Here is a 15,906-nt window from a genome sequence, read left to right as displayed (position 1 = left end):
TGCTAAAGTCGGTGCTGCACAGTGATGGAGGGCTCGTCACCGGGGCGGGCCATGGCGACACAGGAGGTGGGTTGCTGTGCTTCGATTTGATCCTTTCACCGAGATGGACGCACTCGCCCGCGGTCTGCTCAGCGGCCAGCCGACGGGATCGACGCGGACCCCGCGATTCATGCCGATGGATCTCTGCAAGGTGGACGACCATTTCTTGCTGACCGCGGATCTGCCGGGTGTCGACCCGGGATCGGTCGAGGTCAGTGTGGACAACGGGACACTCACCCTCGCCGCGCAACGCACCGCGCGGTCGGACGATGCGGTGCAGTGGTTGGCCAACGAGCGGTTCTCCGGCACCTATCGACGCCAGCTGAGCCTGGGCGACAACATCGACGCCGCCGGTATCGAGGCCTCCTACGAGAACGGGGTCCTCAGCGTGACGATCCCGGTGGCCGAACGCGCCAAGCCCCGCACGATCGAAGTGCGCCAGAAGGATTCGCCGCGGTCGATCGAGGCCGAATCCACCAGCTGACCCAGAGCCCGATTCCGACAACGGCACCCGTGGGCCCGCGGCTCACGGGTGCCGTCGACTCGGTTGCTGGCAGGTGATGCAGTGGATGCCACCGCCGCGGTCGAACAGTGGCCGGGCGTCGACGGTCACCACCTCGCGTCCGGGGTAGACGTCGGCCAGGATCTCGGCGGCGGGCGCGTCGGACGGGTCGTCGAAGGCGCAGGCGATCACGCCACCGTTGACCACGAGGTGATTGATGTAGCTGTGGTCGACGAAACCACCTGCGTCGGTGAGGTTGTGCGGAGCGGGCACCCGGATGATATCCAGAGTCGAACCCGCGGCGTCGGTGGCAGCCGAGAGCACGTCGATGATCTCGGCGGTCACCGCGTGGTCGGGATGGGTCGGGTCGGTCTGGTCGTGCACCAGCACCGTGCCCGGTGTCGGGAAGGCCGCGACGATGTCGACATGGCCACGGGTGCCGAAGGTGTCGTTGTCGCGGGTCAGCCCGCGCGGCAGCCAGATCGCGGTGGTGGTGCCGATGGTGCGGGCGAGTTCGGCCTCGACCTGCTCACGAGACCAGGTGCTGTTGCGGCCCTCGCCCCGTTGCACGGTCTCGGTGAGCAGCACGGTCCCCGCGCCGTCGACCTGAATACCGCCGCCCTCGTTGATCATCGGCGAGTCGACGAGTTCCGCGCCGGCGAGTTCGGCGATGAGCGTGGCGATGTGCTGGTCGTTGTCCCAGGTCGCCCAGTCGGCGGCGCCCCAGCCGTTGAACACCCAGTCGACCGCGCCGAGCGTCCCGTTCTCGTCGAGCACGAAGGTGGGGCCGATGTCGCGGGCCCAGGCGTCGTCCAGCGGTGCCTCGACGAGGGTGATCTCGGTCGACAGGTGGCGTCGCGCGTGGCTGATCTCGCCGGGATCGGCGATCACCGTCACCGGTTCGAATTCGGCGACCGCGTGCGCGACCGCTGCCCATGTCGCCCGTGCCTCTTCGCGTTCGGTCTCGGTGTCCCCGAGGGAATACCCCGCTACCGGGTAGGCCATCCAGACACGTTCCTGCACCGCGGTTTCCGCGGGCATCCGCCAGTTCCTGCCGCCGCTGGTCACGGTGTCACCGGAGCCGTCAGGGATGCGTAGGTGTCGGGTCGACGTGTCGCGAGGAACGGGAACAGTGCCAGCCAGTCGCGCCGCTGGTCCAGTTCGAGATCGGCGACCAGGGTCACCGATTCGTCTCTCGGGGCCTGAACGAGGATGCGGCCGAACGGATCACAGATGAACGACGACCCGTAGAACGTGATCACGCCTTCGTTGCCGTGACGGTTCGGCACCACCATGAAGGTCGCGTTGGCGATCGCGTTGCCCACGATCACCTGCTGCCACAGGGGTTGGGTGTCGAACTCGGGGAAGTCGGGCTCGGAACCGATCGCCGTCGGATAGACGAGGATCTCGGCCCCGGCCAGTGAATAGCTGCGCGTCACCTCGGCGAACCATTCGTCCCAACAGGTCGGCAGTCCGATCGCCGCGTCGAGTCCCTCGGGGCGGTGCACCGGGTAGGGGTCATCAGCCGGGCCGCCACGGAAGTAGGTGTCCTCGTAATAGCCCGGGCTGATCGGGATGTGCAGTTTGTGGGTGTGCGCGACGATCTCGCCCGCCGGCGAGACCAGGATCGCCGTGTTGAGCCCGAGTCCGTCGTCTGTCGAGCCGGTCGGGGCGGGGGACCGCTGGTACATCGAGGCATGGACGAAGAGGTCGTGGGTGCGCGCCATCTCGGCGGCGAACGTGGCCGTGGGTCCGGTGTGCAGGTCCTCGGCGTCGGCGCCCGGGTCGGTGCCTGCGCGTTCGAAGGCGGGATAGCGCCGCAGGGTCAGCTCGGGAAGGAACACCGCGCGGGCACCCTCGCGCGCCGCTGCGGCGATCCCCTCGGCGAGCTCGGCCCGAAGGTCGTCGGGGTCGGCGTGCCACTGATGCTGCACCAGCGCGACGCGCAACGGATCGCGCGTCGGGGCCTCGTACCGGCACGGCGGCGCGGGCACCGCGGGGGCGACGATCGTGCGCATCAGGTCTCCTCGTCTTTAAACGAATGGTGTTCGTTTAAAGATAACGCCAGTTCGCGGGTCCGGCAAGCGCTGCAGACGCACCGACATTTCACCTTTCGGAGCAAAACGAAACGAATGTGAAACACGACGTGTGCACAATGACGCAAGTTGTTTACAGGGTTCTCGAAGGGTGGGGTGCGTGGCGGGGTATCTGGTTCGGAGGCTCCTGAACTACATCGTCCTGCTGTTCGTGGCGACCTTCCTGACGTATCTGTTGGCGTCGTTGACGTTCGATCCGCTGGCCAATCTCCTCGGACGCAACCCTCCGCCGTCGGCGGGGGTGCTCGCGGCGAAACGCGAGGCATTGCATCTCGACGACAACCCGGTGCTGCGGTACTTCCAATGGCTCCGCGATGTCCTCACCGGGGACTTCGGGCAGACGATCGCGGCGGGATCGGTGAACGACGAGTTGTGGCGCCGCATTCTCGTGTCGCTGCGTCTGGTGGTGCTCGGAACCGTCCTCGGCGCGGTGATCGGCACCCTGGTCGGTGCGTACGGCGCGGTGCGGCAGTACAAGATCTTCGACCACATCGCGACCGTCGTGACGTTCGTCCTGCTGAGCATCCCCGTTCTGGTCCTCGCGCCGGTCCTGAAGTACCTGGCGGTCAGGGTCAACCAGTCGACCGGCTCGACCTTCTTCGAGTACACCGGGGAGACCTCCACCACGCTGTCGCCCGGTCTGTGGAACGAGATCATCGATCGCGCACAACATCTCGTTCTTCCCACCCTCGTGCTGTTGTTGTTCACCCTGGGCAGTTACAGCCGCTACATGCGCAGCTCGATGCTCGACGAGCTGAACTCCGACTACATCCGCACCGCGCGCGGCAAGGGTCTGACCCGTGGACGGGCGATCTTCAAACACGGATTCCGCACGGCGTTGATCCCGATGGCGACGCTGTTCGCGTTCGGGATGGGTGCGGTGATCACCGGTGCGACCTTCACCGAGCGCGTCTTCGGGTGGTACGGCATGGGCGATTGGCTGATCTACGGGATCACCAGCCAGGATGTCAACATCACGATGGCGGTGTCGCTCTTCACGGCGTTGTCGGTGCTGATCTCGGGGATGTTGACCGACATCCTCACCGCGGCACTCGATCCACGGATCCGCGTGTGATGGCCACCGATCCGATCGCCGCGACCCCCATGCCCCCCGTCGAGAGAGGAGCCGACGATGTCGGTACCCATCCGTCCCGCTGACGGGTCCGTCGGGCCGGTCGGCGACGAGGCACTCGACACCGTCGATGCCGTGGTGCTCGCGCCGCCGATCAGCCAACGGCGACTGATCCTGCGTCGCTTCCTGCGCAACCGACTCGCGCTGTTCGGGATCGTGGTGTTGGTCGCGATGTTCCTCGCGGCGTTCCTGCTGCCCTACGTGATCCCCTACGGTTACGAGGAACTCGACGCATTCGCGTTGAACTCGCCGCCGACCACGACCCACTGGTTCGGCACCAACCAGATCGGGCAGGACGTTCTCGCGCAGACCCTGCGCGGTCTGCAGAAGTCGCTGATCATCGGAATCCTGGTCGCACTCATCTCGACCGTCGTCGCCGGCGTGGTGGGCGCGATGGCAGGTTATTTCGGTGGATGGGCCGATCGGGGACTGATGTGGATCGCCGACGTGATGCTGGTCGTGCCGAGCTTTCTCATCATCGCCATCTCGAGCCCGTACTTCCGGGGCAAGAGCTTCATGATCCTGGTCGTCCTGCTCGCCGCGTTCTCGTGGATGATCACCTCCCGCATCGTGCGTGCCCTCACGCGCTCGCTGCGCGAACGGGAGTTCATCCGGGCCGCGAAATACATGGGTGCCGCGCCGGGAACCATCATCGGCAAGCACATCCTGCCGTCGATGGCATCGATCCTCATCGTCGACGTCACGCTCAACGTGGGTATCGCCATCATCGGTGAGGCGAGTCTGAGCTACTTCGGGTTCGGTGTGCAGCGCCCCGATGTGTCACTGGGGACGCTCATCGCCGACGGCACCTCGTCCGCCCTCACGTACCCGTGGCTCTTCGGATTCTGCTGTGGCGCACTCGTCCTCATCGTGTTGGCCGCGAACTTCGTCGGTGACGGCCTGCGCGACGCCTTTGATCCCACCTCCACGAGAGGCCAAGCCCGTGGCTGAGAACGCGAAGGTCCTCGACGTCTCCGACCTGAAGGTGACCTTCCCCAGCGAAGAGGGAACGGTGACCGCGGTCCGCGGGCTCGACTACTCGGTGACCCGGGGTGAGGTGCTGGCCATCGTCGGCGAATCCGGGTCGGGCAAGTCGGTGTCGTCGCTGGCGGTGATGGGTCTGCTGCCACCGTCGGCGCGCGTGTCGGGGTCGATCGAACTGAACGGACGACAGCTGCTGGGGCTCGCCGACCGTGAGATGTCCACCGAGCGGGGCCGTTCGGTGGCGATGATCTCCCAGGATCCGTTGACGGCGCTGACACCCATCTTCCGGGTCGGCGACCAGATCGCCGAGGCCGTGCGCATCCACAACCCGTCGCTGTCGCGGTCGGCGGCGCAGACCCGTGCCGTCGAACTCCTCGACCTCGTGGGCATCCCCGATCCGACGACCCGTGCGCGGTCGTACCCGCACGAGTTCTCCGGGGGCATGCGTCAGCGCGTGGTGATCGCGATGGCCATCGCCAACGACCCCGACCTGATCATCGCCGACGAACCGACCACGGCTCTCGACGTCACCATCCAGGCCCAGATCCTCGAATTGCTGCGCACCGCTCGCGACGTGACCGGCGCCGGTGTCGTGTTCATCACCCACGACCTCGGAGTGGTTGCGGGCGTGGCCGATCGCGTCATGGTGATGTACGCCGGACGCGCCGTCGAGACCGCTGCTGTCGAGGACCTGTACGCGCAGCCGTCGATGCCGTACACGATCGGACTCCTCGGCTCCATTCCTCGTCCCGACCGCCCGGCGCAGCAGCGTCTGGTGCCCATCGACGGCAACCCACCCGCGTTGGTCGACCTACCGGTCGGGTGCCCGTTCGCCCCGCGCTGCCCGGTCCACACCGACGCCTGCGACACCGCCGAGCCACCACTGATCGAGGTGGCCGAGGGCCATCGGGCCGCCTGCATCAACATCGAGTCCGCCACCGGTGGCAGTGCCGCCGAGGTCTTCGGCGTGGAGGTCGAGGCGCAGCATGCCGGCGCGGCCTCCGAGAAGACGGCCTCCGATGTCGTGTTGTCGGTGACCGATCTGCACAAGAGCTACCCGCTGTACAAGGGCTCGGTGATCCGGCGCCGCACAGGGTCGTTCGAGGCGGTGGGCGGGATCAGTTTCGACCTCCGGGCCGGCCACACACTGGCGATCGTGGGTGAGTCCGGGTGCGGCAAGTCGACCACATTGATGCAGATCATGGACTTCACCCGACCCGAGTCGGGGTCGATCACCATCCGTGGACAGGAGCCGTACGCGCTGGGACGAGGTGCGCAGCGCGACCTCCGGGCGCACATCCAGATGGTCTTCCAGGATCCGATGGGATCTCTCGACCCCCGGATGCCGGTGGGTGAGATCATCGCCGAACCGCTGAAGATCACCGGAGTCGCGGCGTCCGAACGTGCCACCCGCGTACGGGAACTCATGGACACCGTGGGCATGCGACCGGCCTTCGCCGACCGCTATCCCACCCAGTTCTCCGGCGGGCAGCGGCAGCGTATCGGCATAGCCCGGGCGCTCGCGCTGCGGCCGTCGATCCTCGTCCTCGACGAACCGGTGTCCGCGCTCGACGTCTCGATCCAGGCTGGTGTGCTGAATTTGCTGCAGGATCTGCAGGCCGAACTCGGACTGGCGTATCTGTTCGTGTCGCACGATCTCTCGGTCGTGCGGCATCTCGCCGACGACGTCGCCGTGATGCGCAACGGCGTGTTCGTCGAGAAGGGGCCCACCGAGCAGGTGTTCACCACCCCCCGCGACCCCTACACGCGAGCCCTGCTCGCAGCCATCCCCGTCCCCGACCCCGCCCGACAACGCGAACGCATCACCACCGCCGCCGAACTGGCCGAGAAGATATGAGAGGCAACACCATGAGACGCAGGACAATCCGCGCGATCGTGCCCCTGGCCGCGGTCATCGCCACCGCCGGTCTGCTCGCCGGTTGCTCGTCGGGAAACAGCGGGAACGCCAACGCGCCGTCGTCGTTCAGTGCCCAGGCGCAGAACAACCCGCACCCGATCAGCGACCTGAAGCAGGGCGGGAACATGAACTACCGCATCGAGTCGGTGATCCCCAACTACAACTACCTCCAGATCGACGGCACGCTCGGCGATCTGAACCGCGTCTATCTGGCGACCATGCCGACTCCGTTCCTCGCTGCTGCCGATGCAAGCCTCTCGGTGAACAAGAACTACTTCACGAACATCGTCGAGAGCGAGGTGAACGGCAAACAGACGATCACCTACGACATCAACCCCAAAGCCAAGTGGAGCACCGGACGCCCACTCGACTACCGCGATCTCGTCGCGAACTGGACAGCGCAGAGCGGCAAGGACACAGCGTACGAAGCTTCGTCAACCGCCGGTTATGACCGCATCGAATCGGTCGTCCGTGGGTCCAGCGACCAGCAGGCGATCGTCACGTTCGCCAAGAAGTACGGCGACTGGAGGGGTGACTTCGCGCCGCTCCTGCCCCGTGAGAGCGTCGACACACCCGAGGCCTTCAACAAGGCTGCGGTGACGACATTCCCCGCCACGGCGGGACCCTTCCGCATCCGTTCGATCGCGCCCGGCGGGCAGCGGATCGTCGTGGAACGCAACCCCGACTGGTGGGGCGAGAACAAGGCCGTGCTGGACACCATCACCTACATTCCGCTCGATGTTCCTGCAGCCATCGGCGCGTTGCAGAGCGGTGAGATCGACCAGATGGAACTCGGCAGCAACGCCGATTCGTTCAAGACTGCACGAGGATTGCCGAACGTCGACCTCCGACAGAGTGTCGGTTACCAGTACCGCCACTTCGACTTCAATGGCGCGAAGGGTCGGATCACGTCCGACAAGGCTGTTCGCCTGGCGTTGATGAAGGCGATCAACCGGACGTACCTCGCCCAGACCCAGCTCGGCCAGATCACCTCGAAGCCCGCGGTGTTGGACAACCACGTTTTCGTCAACGGGCAGAAGGGGTATCAGGCCAACAACGGTGACATCACCTTCAATCCGGAGCAGGCGAAGAAGGAACTCGATGCGGCCGGTTGGACGATGTCGGGACAGTTCCGCAAGAAGGACGGCAAGCAGCTCGATCTTCGTGACGTGATCCCGTCCGGTGCGCCGAACGCGACGCAGGAGGCGCAGATCATGCAGCAGAACCTGAAGGACGTCGGCGTCAACCTCACGATCGACACGGTCCCGTCGGACGACTTCTTCAACAAGTACATCCTCGTCGGAGATTTCGATGTCACGCACTTCACCTGGGAGGGAACACCGTACTCATCGAGCAGTGACGGCATCTACCGTCTCACGCCGGGCATCACGCTGCAGAACTACGGACAGGTCGGATCTCCAGAGATCAACGCTCTCGCCGACACGGCGCTCACCGAGACCGACGACACCAAGCGGCTCGCCGATTACAACGCTCTCGACAAGGCCGTCTGGGCCGAAGGCCACAGCCTGACGTTGTTCCAGCGGCCGTCCACCTACGCGGTGACCAAGACTCTGGCCAACTTCGGTGCGCCGGCCTTCGGTGACCAGGACATGTCCAAGGTCGGGTTCCTGAAATAGCCGGTCTGCGGTACCCGCGCGGCGCCGCGGCGGCCTGTCTGGTCGTCGCGGCGGCCACGGTCCCGGTACTCGGGGCGCTCTCCGCCCTGGTGTTCCTGATCGTGTTGCTGGTCAGCGTGTTTCGGCTCGGCACCGCGGTCGCCTGCGGACGACGGTTCGGGCGCGACCGCGGTGACCGCGTGGTGGTGCGGCGCGTCCGGGTGCAGCGCAGGATGCGGTCGCGCGGTCTGCTCGAGGTCCAGGCCGGGGGAGCGATCACCTACGTCCCGGTCTACTTCCACACGGGTCTGCTGGCGATTGCGCCGGACGCTCCCGCGCGCATCGTTCGCCTGGGTCGATGGGCGGCATGTGAGATCGGGGACGGGGTGATCGCGCTCCCCGTCGGACGCGAACGCAGTGAACGCCCACAGGGAACCGTGCTCGACGCACCGCGCCTCAATCCCGCCGACCTACGAGCCCGCAGTGAACGCTTCGGCTCGATCCGACGGCGGCTGGTGCTCGATGCGCCCGCCGCGGTGGGGGCCCCGGTGATCGGGCTGCTGTGGGTGCTCGTCGCCGGCGGCGGGGTGGTCGACTTCATCGCGGTGACGGTGCTGGCGGCGATCGTCGCGATCTGGACGTCGGCGATCGGCGGAAGCGACCCCAGCTGAACACGGTGTCGAGCCTCAGGTACCCCAGCCGACAAGGAGTGCGGCGAGGCCCGATTCGAAGGCGCGGTGGGAGCGGTCCGGGTCGTCGAGATGGTCGAGCGCGCTTGTGAACGCGGGTTCGGTCACATCGTCGTGAGCCCATACCTGCTGGGGCGCCGCGAGATCGAGCGCGGAACCGAGCACGAACGCGTCGAGCACGGTGATCGCATCGAGGATCTGCGGCGCGGTCAGACCCGCGGTGTCGAAGGCGCGGGCCAGCGCTTCGTACATGGCGAGCGCTGCTCGGCTACGCACCGTGTGGGTGGTCAGCAGCGGGATGAGCCGGGGGTGGGCGGCGTACGCGTCGCGATACGACCGTGCGATCGCGGCCACGGTATCGGCCCACCCTGTGTCGGTGTCGGCTTCGATCCGCACCGAGGCCATGGCTCTGTCGCGGAGAAGTTCGATGATCTCGCCGCGGCCGCCTATGTGGTTGTAGAGCGACGATGGTCGAACTCCGAGTGCTGCAGCGATACCCGGCATCGTGAAGTCGCCAGTCGAGTCGACCGAACGCAGCGCGGTGTCGACGATGAGGTCGACCGACAGCAGAGGCGTACTCGGGCGGGGCACAAGGCCACACTAGCGACCCCGGCGATCCCGCCGCGGTGGTCGAAATCCCCGACCGTGTTCGGTCGCCGCCCGTAGGCTGAATCGTGCGGCTGTCGACGAAGAAGACCTCGAAGCCCTCACATGCGTTGTGCGCGGCTCGGCCGTGCTTTTCGGAGGATCACCATGAAGGCAACACTCATCTACGGCAAGGGCGACATCCGCATCGAGAACGTCCCCGATCCCGAGCTCAAAGACCCCACCGACGCCGTGGTCCGCGTCGTCCGCTCGTGCATCTGCGGCAGCGATCTGTGGCCCTACGGGTCGAAGGAGGTGTCCGACGAGGGCGCCCGCATCGGGCACGAGTTCCTCGGCATCATCGAGGACATCGGGTCGGAGGTCGACGGACTGGCGAAGGGCGACCTTGTCGTCGCGCCGTTCGTCTGGGCCGACAACACGTGCGACTTCTGTGCCGAGGGGCTGCAGACCTCGTGTCGCCACGGCGGGGGCTGGGGCATGAACGGCGTCGACGGCGGTCAGGGCGAGGCGGTTCGCGTCCCGCAGGCCCAGGGCACGCTGGTGAAACTCCCCGTCGGTGAGGACTCGGCGCTGCTGCCGTCGCTGCTGACGCTGTCGGATGTGTTCTCCACCGGCCACCACTGCGCGGTCACCGCCGGTGTCTCCGAGGGTGACACGGTCACCGTGATCGGTGACGGCGCGGTCGGCCTGTCGGCGGTCCTCGCCGCCAAGCGGCTTGGCGCGGAGCAGATCATCCTGATGGGGCGCCACACCGCGCGCACCGATCTCGGTCGCGAGTTCGGCGCCACCGATGTCGTCGCCGAACGGGGCGACGAGGGCATCGAGAAGGTTCGCGAACTCACCGGCGGCGACGGCACCCGCAAGGTGCTCGAATGCGTCGGGCACGAGGCCGCGATTGACATGGCGCTCGGCGCGGTCCGCTCCGGCGGCACGGTCAGCCGCGTCGGTGTCCCGCAGTACGACAAGGTGACGGCAGGCAGCCAGTTCTTCATGAACAACATCACGCTCACCGGCGGTGTCGCGCCGGCGCGCGCCTACATCGAGGAGCTCATGCCCGACGTGCTCGACGGCAAGGTCGAGCCCGGCAAGGTGTTCGACGTGAGCATGGGCCTCGACGACGTCCCGACCGGCTACCAGCAGATGGCCGACCGCGAGGCACTCAAGGTCATCGTCACGCCCTGACCGCTGAACCCGGCCCGGGGCGCGTCGACGGCCTCAACCGTGGCAGCGACCGCCCGGTGACGGGGCCACGTCGAGCGACGGGTTGCGGTCGAAGAACCCGAAGGGCTTGAGCCAGAACGAGACCGTGTCGGCGGGCATCACCGGCCAGTCCTCGGGCCGGGTGATGTGGTGGACGCCGAACACGTACCAGAGCACGACATCGGTGTTCTCGATCGGACGGTCGGCCTTCGTCCACGCGCCGAGCCCCGTGTCGGCGGCCGACTGGTTCACGAACTCTCCTGCGGGCCAACGCTCGTCGGCTCGGTTCGGGGTGACCCAGAGGGTGTGGCCGATGACCTCCGCGCGGGCGAAGATGGGTGAGGCCGGATCGAACATCGCCGGGATCGCATCGCCGGGCACCAGTTTGTAGGCCGGATGTGTGCCCAGGCCGTTGACGGTGTTGGGGTTGACCACCTTCCACGCCCGCTGGCTCGCCCAGTTCATGTCCTGACGTCCCTGCAGCTCGGTGCGCAGCGGAGTGTTGCGCTGCACCAGCGACAGACCGTAGGGGTTGTCGGGGCCCATCGGCTCGGCCTCGGTCTCGCTCATCACGACGGTGTTGTCGGTGCCGTCGACGTCGAGATCGAGACGCGCCACCAGGAAGTGTTGGTGGAACGGCGCATACGTGCGCTCGTCGACGAGCGTGCCGTGCGGGTGCTCGGCGCCGGGCGCGATCGGCGTGGTGACCATGATGCCGGTGGCGCGCACCTCGCACTGGATGTTGCCGTCCTGGTAGAAGCGCCAGTAGACCAGGTACTCGTAGTTCGCGACGGTCACGTGGAAGCTGACCGTGAGTCGCCGCATGCGTCGCACCTCGGCGCCGGCGTCGTGGTCGACGTGCTTCCACAGCACCGCGTCGTCCTCTTCGTGGATGCAGATCGCGTTGGTGATCGTGTACGGCTCACCGGCGCTGTCGTGCAGGGTCGCATCGAGATATCGGATCTCGCCGAGGCAGTCGCATCCCAGTTCCAGGGACGTGGTCATGAACCCCAGTCCCCACTCGCCGATGTCGAACGCTGTGCGCCGGTAGTGGTCCTCGCAGTGATCGCGGTAGGGGACCATCATCTCCGCGAACGACATGCGGTGCGCGACCGACCGTTCGCGGTCGCCGTCGCGGTGGGTGACGGTGTGCAGCGTCATGCCCTCGCGGTGGTTGAAGCCGACGCGTAACGACCAGTTCTGCCACTGCAGCAGGTTGCCGTCGAGGGTGAACGACGGCCCCTCGGGCTGGGTGATCTCCAACGGTTTCAGGGGTTCTCGCCGCGACTGGGCCCGGACACGCTCGGGGATCAGCGACGGCACGTACTCGCCCATCACCTCCGGCGGGTCGATCGCCCCGTCGGGTCCGTCGAACGAATCCTCGATGCGCAACAGTTCCATCGTGTTCACGTCGATCACGCAGTGCAGCCCCGACACCGGGTGCGCATACGGGTTCGCGCCGGGCTCCGACCGCAGCCAGGTGTCCGACCAGCCGAGTCGGCGGTCGGCGTACTCGGGCGGCGCCACCGCGGCACCGTAGGTCCAGGTGTCCATGAACACCAGGTCGAGATCGGTGATCCCACGCCGGGCCAGAGCGGCGACCACATCGGGGTGCGCACGCAGGACGCGATCGCATTCCTCGAACTCGTCGACGGTGAAGTTGGCCTGCACGCCGGGGATGTGTTCGAACGATTCGACGCGGCCGTCGGTCAGCGACACCACGGCCTTGTGCGTGGCGTTGCGTGCCGATTCCAGCAGCGTGACGAGCGCCCGCCGGGGCGGCACGGTGCCGTTCGACTCGAACGCGGAGAGCTCGGGTTTGCTCGGCTCGGCCATCTCGATGGAGCAGTAGCGCCACCCCGGTCCCACGCCGTGCGCTGCGGCGAGAATGTCTGTCACCGAACGGAACTCGTCGGTGTCGAGCGGATCGAGCGGGTGCTGCGTCACGAGAGGTCTGCTCCTGGTGTGGGAGGAAAACACGCCTGCGCGGCCGGGTTACGACCGCGCAGGCGGGGTTCTGGGCGGTCCTACTCGACCGAGCTCATCACATGTTTGATGCGCGTGTAGTCCTCCACGCCGTAACCGGAGAGGTCTTTGCCGTAGCCGGAGTTCTTGAACCCGCCGTGGGGCATCTCGGCGACCAGCGGGATGTGGCAGTTGATCCACACGCAGCCGAAATCGAGAGCGGTCGACATGCGGGTGGCGGTGGCGTGGTCGGTGGTCCACACGCTCGAGGCCAGGCCGTAGTCGACACCGTTGGCGAGGTCGATCGCGTGCGATTCGTCGGTGAACGACTGCACCGTCACCACCGGGCCGAACGTCTCCTGCTGCACCAGGTCGTCGTCCTGGTGGACGCCGGTGATGACCGTCGGTTCGACGAAAAACCCCTTGTCGCCTTTGCGTTTGCCGCCGATGGCGACGGTGGCGTGGGGTGGGACGGAGTCGAGGATCGAGGTGACCTTGCCGAAGTGGTTGACGTTGTTCAGCGGGGGCACGGTGACATCGGCGGTGTAGGCGACGAGTTTGTCGACGAAGGCGTCGTGGATCGACTCGTGCACCAGGATGCGGGTGACGGCGGTGCAATCCTGACCGGCGTTGAAGAACGCGGCGTCGGCGATCGGCGCCACGGACTTCTCGAGGTCGGCGTCGGCGAACACCACCGCGGGCGCCTTGCCGCCGAGTTCGAGATGCGCGCGCTTGAGGTTCTTCGCCGCGGCCACCGCGACGGCGATGCCGGCGCGGACCGACCCGGTGATGGCGACCATGGCCGGCGTCGGATGGCTCACCACCGCGGCACCGGTCTCACCGTTGCCCAGGACGACGTTGAGGACACCGTCCGGGAGGATGCCCTTGGTGATCTCGGCGAGCACCAGCGTGCTTTCGGGGGTGGTGTCGCTCGGCTTGAGCACGATCGTGTTGCCCGCGGCGAGGGCGGGGCCGATCTTCCACAGCGCCATCATCAGCGGGTAGTTCCAGGGTGTCACCTGACCGACCACGCCGACCGGTTCGCGACGCACGTGGGAGGTGAAGCCCTCCATGTACTGGCCCGCCGACTTGCCCTCCAGCATGCGGGCGGCGCCGGCGAAGAACCGGATCTGATCGGCGCCGACGGTCACCTCCTCGTCGGCGATCTGCTGGTCGGGCTGTCCGGTGTTGCGCGCCTGGGCGGCGACGATCCGATCGGAGTTGGCCTCGATGGCATCGGCGAGCCGCAGCAGCGCCTTCTGCCGCGTCGAGGGGGTGGTGGTGCCCCACGAGGCGAACGCGGCCTTCGCCGCCGCCATCGCCGCATCGACATCGGCCTCACCGGAGATGGGGGAGCGGGCCACGACGGACTCGTCGATCGGGTTCACCACGTCGATGACGTCGGTGCCCGTCGCATCGACGAACTCCCCGTTGATCCAGTTCCTCAGCACGGTCGGTGTGGTCATGCGGGTGGCTGCCTCCTGCGGCGACGGTGGGTGGCTTGTCGATCAGTGTTTCCCGTGTGGGTGGTGGGGTGTCCCTGACAGTCTGTCCACACACCACCGTCCCGAGTGGACGAAACGGAGTACCGTCACGGTGTCCGCGCAGTTCGAAGGGGTGATCCGATGGCGACGACGGTCGGCTGGCTCCTCGATCAACGCGCTCTCGACCTGCGATCGTGCACCGGCAGCCTCGGCCTCGACCGTCCGATCGACTGCGCCCTGACCTCCGAGCTTGTCGACGCCGCCGACTGGTTGTCGGGCGGGGAGCTGTTGCTGACCACGGGGATGCGGCTGCCTGACGACCGCGACGGCCGCACGCGATATCTCGCGAGCCTCGCCGAGGCCGGTGTCGCGGCGATCGGTTTCGGGACCGGGCTCGGCTACGACACCGTGCCCGACGACCTCGTCGAGATCGGCGCCGATCTCGGCCTGCCGGTGCTCGAGGTGCCCCTGCCCGTCCCGTTCTCCGCCATCGCGCGCACCCTGCTCGACCGTGTCGCCGACGATCGCTACGCGCAGTTCACCCGGGCGGCGCGTAGCCAGCCGGCGATGACGCGGGCTGTCATCGCCGGTGGTGTCCCTGCACTCGCCGGCGAGCTCGCCGCCGCACTCGACCACACCGTGGTGGTGATCGATCGCGACGGCCGCGTCGTGTGCAGTCGCCCACGTGCGGCCGATCCGGTCGCGATGACGCACGTGCGCCGTGCCCTCGGACCCGACCACTGGCGTTCGCGCGCGGCCTCGGCGACGGGTGTGACCATCACCGACGACCACACCATCACCGTGCAGCGCATCAGCTCCGGCGGAGCGGTGGTCGGGCATCTCGCGGTGATCGGCGACCGGCCGCTCGGTGATCTGCAGCGTGTACTGGTCGGCCACGCGTCGTCGTTGATCACCCTGCAGCACAACGGTGCCGGTGATGTGGCCGCCGAACGGGCGCAGCTGCACGCCGACGTCCTGGGGTTCGCGATACGCGGGGACACCCTTCCCGCGACCGCCGAGACCATGCTCCTGCGTGCAGCCGACGACGACGGTCTCGTACGGGTGGTCGTGTTCGAGTTCCGCTCGTCGACGGTGGCCGCCGACGCGGTGGGTCAGCTCGCGTCGGCGCTCGAGCAGAGGTGGCGCCCGGTGTTCTGTGCGCGGGACGGTCGGGAGGTGGTGGTGCTGCTGCGCGGCGACGACGACACCACGACCGCGCAGTCGCTCGCCGCGGGTCTGCGGATGCGGGCCGGTCTCGGTGACCCGGTCGCCCTGTGCGACATCGCCGCATCGACCGGGCAGGCCCGCCAGGCCGCACGTGCCGCCGTCGACGGCGAGGTGGTCGACCTGGTGACGACGCGATCGGTGCTCGCGATCGACGGTGTCCAGGACGGCCTGCGCGGACTCCACGACATCCGGCTGCGACCGCTGCTCGAGGTGCGTGCCGCCGGCGGTGCCGACCTGGTCACCACGCTGCGCCGCTACCTCGAGGCCAACGGCCACTGGGAGTCAGCCGCCGCGGCCATCGGTGTGCACCGACACACGTTGCGACAGCGGGTCTCCCGGATCGAGGGACTCCTCGGTGTCGATCTCGCCGACGCCCGCACCCGCGCCGAGCTGCTGCTCATCCTCCTCAGCGGTGACCGACCGCCCGCCGGACGAGAATCACGCTGAT

The 15,906-nt window shown here is 67.4% G+C and carries 13 protein-coding genes; 8 read left to right on the top strand and 5 right to left on the bottom strand.

The window, feature by feature from the left end; translation table 11 throughout:
- Positions 1-76 precede the first annotated feature (76 nt).
- Positions 77-523 carry an Hsp20/alpha crystallin family protein gene (locus OG579_RS08810; protein ID WP_045823937.1) on the top strand — a complete coding sequence of 149 codons (447 nt, stop codon included), beginning with the start codon at positions 77-79 and terminating at the stop codon, positions 521-523.
- A 42-nt stretch (positions 524-565) separates the two neighbouring features.
- On the opposite strand, the gene OG579_RS08805 is transcribed toward OG579_RS08810, so the two are convergent.
- On the bottom strand, positions 566-1,582 hold the full coding sequence (locus OG579_RS08805; RefSeq protein WP_328858828.1) for an agmatine deiminase family protein: 1,017 nt from the start codon (positions 1,580-1,582) through the stop codon (positions 566-568).
- A gap of 23 nt (positions 1,583-1,605) precedes the next feature.
- Entirely contained in the window at positions 1,606-2,559 is a 954-nt protein-coding gene (locus tag OG579_RS08800; RefSeq protein WP_328858827.1) for a nitrilase-related carbon-nitrogen hydrolase, read from the bottom strand.
- A 178-nt stretch (positions 2,560-2,737) separates the two neighbouring features.
- On the opposite strand from OG579_RS08800, the gene OG579_RS08795 reads away from it, so the two are divergent.
- The 5 genes from OG579_RS08795 (at position 2,738) to OG579_RS08775 (ending at position 8,958) form a co-directional block, all read left to right on the top strand.
- Complete coding sequence (locus OG579_RS08795; RefSeq protein ID WP_328858826.1) at positions 2,738-3,712, top strand: ABC transporter permease; 975 nt, start codon at positions 2,738-2,740, stop codon at positions 3,710-3,712.
- A gap of 57 nt (positions 3,713-3,769) precedes the next feature.
- Positions 3,770-4,720, top strand: coding sequence for an ABC transporter permease (locus OG579_RS08790; RefSeq protein ID WP_328858825.1), 951 nt, complete (start codon positions 3,770-3,772; stop codon positions 4,718-4,720).
- Complete coding sequence (locus OG579_RS08785) at positions 4,713-6,611, top strand: ABC transporter ATP-binding protein (protein WP_328858824.1); 1,899 nt, start codon at positions 4,713-4,715, stop codon at positions 6,609-6,611. Before OG579_RS08790 ends, OG579_RS08785 begins: the two co-directional genes overlap by 8 nt.
- An 11-nt stretch (positions 6,612-6,622) precedes the next feature.
- Complete coding sequence (locus tag OG579_RS08780) at positions 6,623-8,308, top strand: ABC transporter family substrate-binding protein (RefSeq protein ID WP_328858823.1); 1,686 nt, start codon at positions 6,623-6,625, stop codon at positions 8,306-8,308.
- 101 nt (positions 8,309-8,409) lie between these two features.
- On the top strand, positions 8,410-8,958 hold the full coding sequence (locus OG579_RS08775; RefSeq protein WP_328858822.1) for a hypothetical protein: 549 nt from the start codon (positions 8,410-8,412) through the stop codon (positions 8,956-8,958).
- A gap of 15 nt (positions 8,959-8,973) precedes the next feature.
- On the opposite strand, the gene OG579_RS08770 is transcribed toward OG579_RS08775, so the two are convergent.
- The gene (locus tag OG579_RS08770; protein ID WP_328858821.1) at positions 8,974-9,567 is read right to left on the bottom strand and encodes a TetR/AcrR family transcriptional regulator C-terminal domain-containing protein; all 594 of its coding nucleotides are present in this window, start codon (positions 9,565-9,567) and stop codon (positions 8,974-8,976) included.
- 162 nt (positions 9,568-9,729) lie between these two features.
- Here OG579_RS08770 and OG579_RS08765 point away from each other — a divergent pair, with 162 nt between their 5' ends.
- Positions 9,730-10,764, top strand: a complete 1,035-nt coding sequence (locus OG579_RS08765; protein WP_328858820.1) for a zinc-binding dehydrogenase — start codon at positions 9,730-9,732, stop codon at positions 10,762-10,764.
- Positions 10,765-10,797: 33 nt separating this feature from the next.
- On the opposite strand, the gene OG579_RS08760 is transcribed toward OG579_RS08765, so the two are convergent.
- On the bottom strand, positions 10,798-12,729 hold the full coding sequence (locus tag OG579_RS08760) for a primary-amine oxidase (protein ID WP_328858819.1): 1,932 nt from the start codon (positions 12,727-12,729) through the stop codon (positions 10,798-10,800).
- Positions 12,730-12,809: 80 nt separating this feature from the next.
- The gene (locus OG579_RS08755; protein ID WP_328858818.1) at positions 12,810-14,213 is read right to left on the bottom strand and encodes an aminobutyraldehyde dehydrogenase; all 1,404 of its coding nucleotides are present in this window, start codon (positions 14,211-14,213) and stop codon (positions 12,810-12,812) included.
- A 159-nt stretch (positions 14,214-14,372) separates the two neighbouring features.
- Between OG579_RS08755 and OG579_RS08750 the strand changes: the two genes are divergently transcribed.
- Positions 14,373-15,905, top strand: a complete 1,533-nt coding sequence (locus tag OG579_RS08750) for a PucR family transcriptional regulator (RefSeq protein WP_328858817.1) — start codon at positions 14,373-14,375, stop codon at positions 15,903-15,905.
- Position 15,906 lies beyond the last annotated feature (1 nt).

Source organism: Williamsia herbipolensis, assembly GCF_036153515.1.
Taxonomy (GTDB): Bacteria; Actinomycetota; Actinomycetes; order Mycobacteriales; family Mycobacteriaceae; genus Williamsia_A; species Williamsia_A herbipolensis.
The sequence above is the reverse complement of the archived record's forward strand: the minus strand, read 5'-3'. Positions and strand labels throughout refer to the sequence as shown.

Excerpts from the sequence above, each read along its gene's own strand:
- OG579_RS08805 (WP_328858828.1), bottom strand. The coding sequence starts at position 1,582 with ATGCCCGCGGAAACCGCGGTGCAGGAACGTGTCTGGATGGCCTACCCG.
- OG579_RS08800 (WP_328858827.1), bottom strand. The coding sequence starts at position 2,559 with ATGCGCACGATCGTCGCCCCCGCGGTGCCCGCGCCGCCGTGCCGGTAC.
- OG579_RS08790 (WP_328858825.1), top strand. The coding sequence starts at position 3,770 with ATGTCGGTACCCATCCGTCCCGCTGACGGGTCCGTCGGGCCGGTCGGC.
- OG579_RS08780 (WP_328858823.1), top strand. The coding sequence starts at position 6,623 with ATGAGACGCAGGACAATCCGCGCGATCGTGCCCCTGGCCGCGGTCATC.
- OG579_RS08765 (WP_328858820.1), top strand. The coding sequence starts at position 9,730 with ATGAAGGCAACACTCATCTACGGCAAGGGCGACATCCGCATCGAGAAC.
- OG579_RS08755 (WP_328858818.1), bottom strand. The coding sequence starts at position 14,213 with ATGACCACACCGACCGTGCTGAGGAACTGGATCAACGGGGAGTTCGTC.
- OG579_RS08750 (WP_328858817.1), top strand. The coding sequence starts at position 14,373 with ATGGCGACGACGGTCGGCTGGCTCCTCGATCAACGCGCTCTCGACCTG.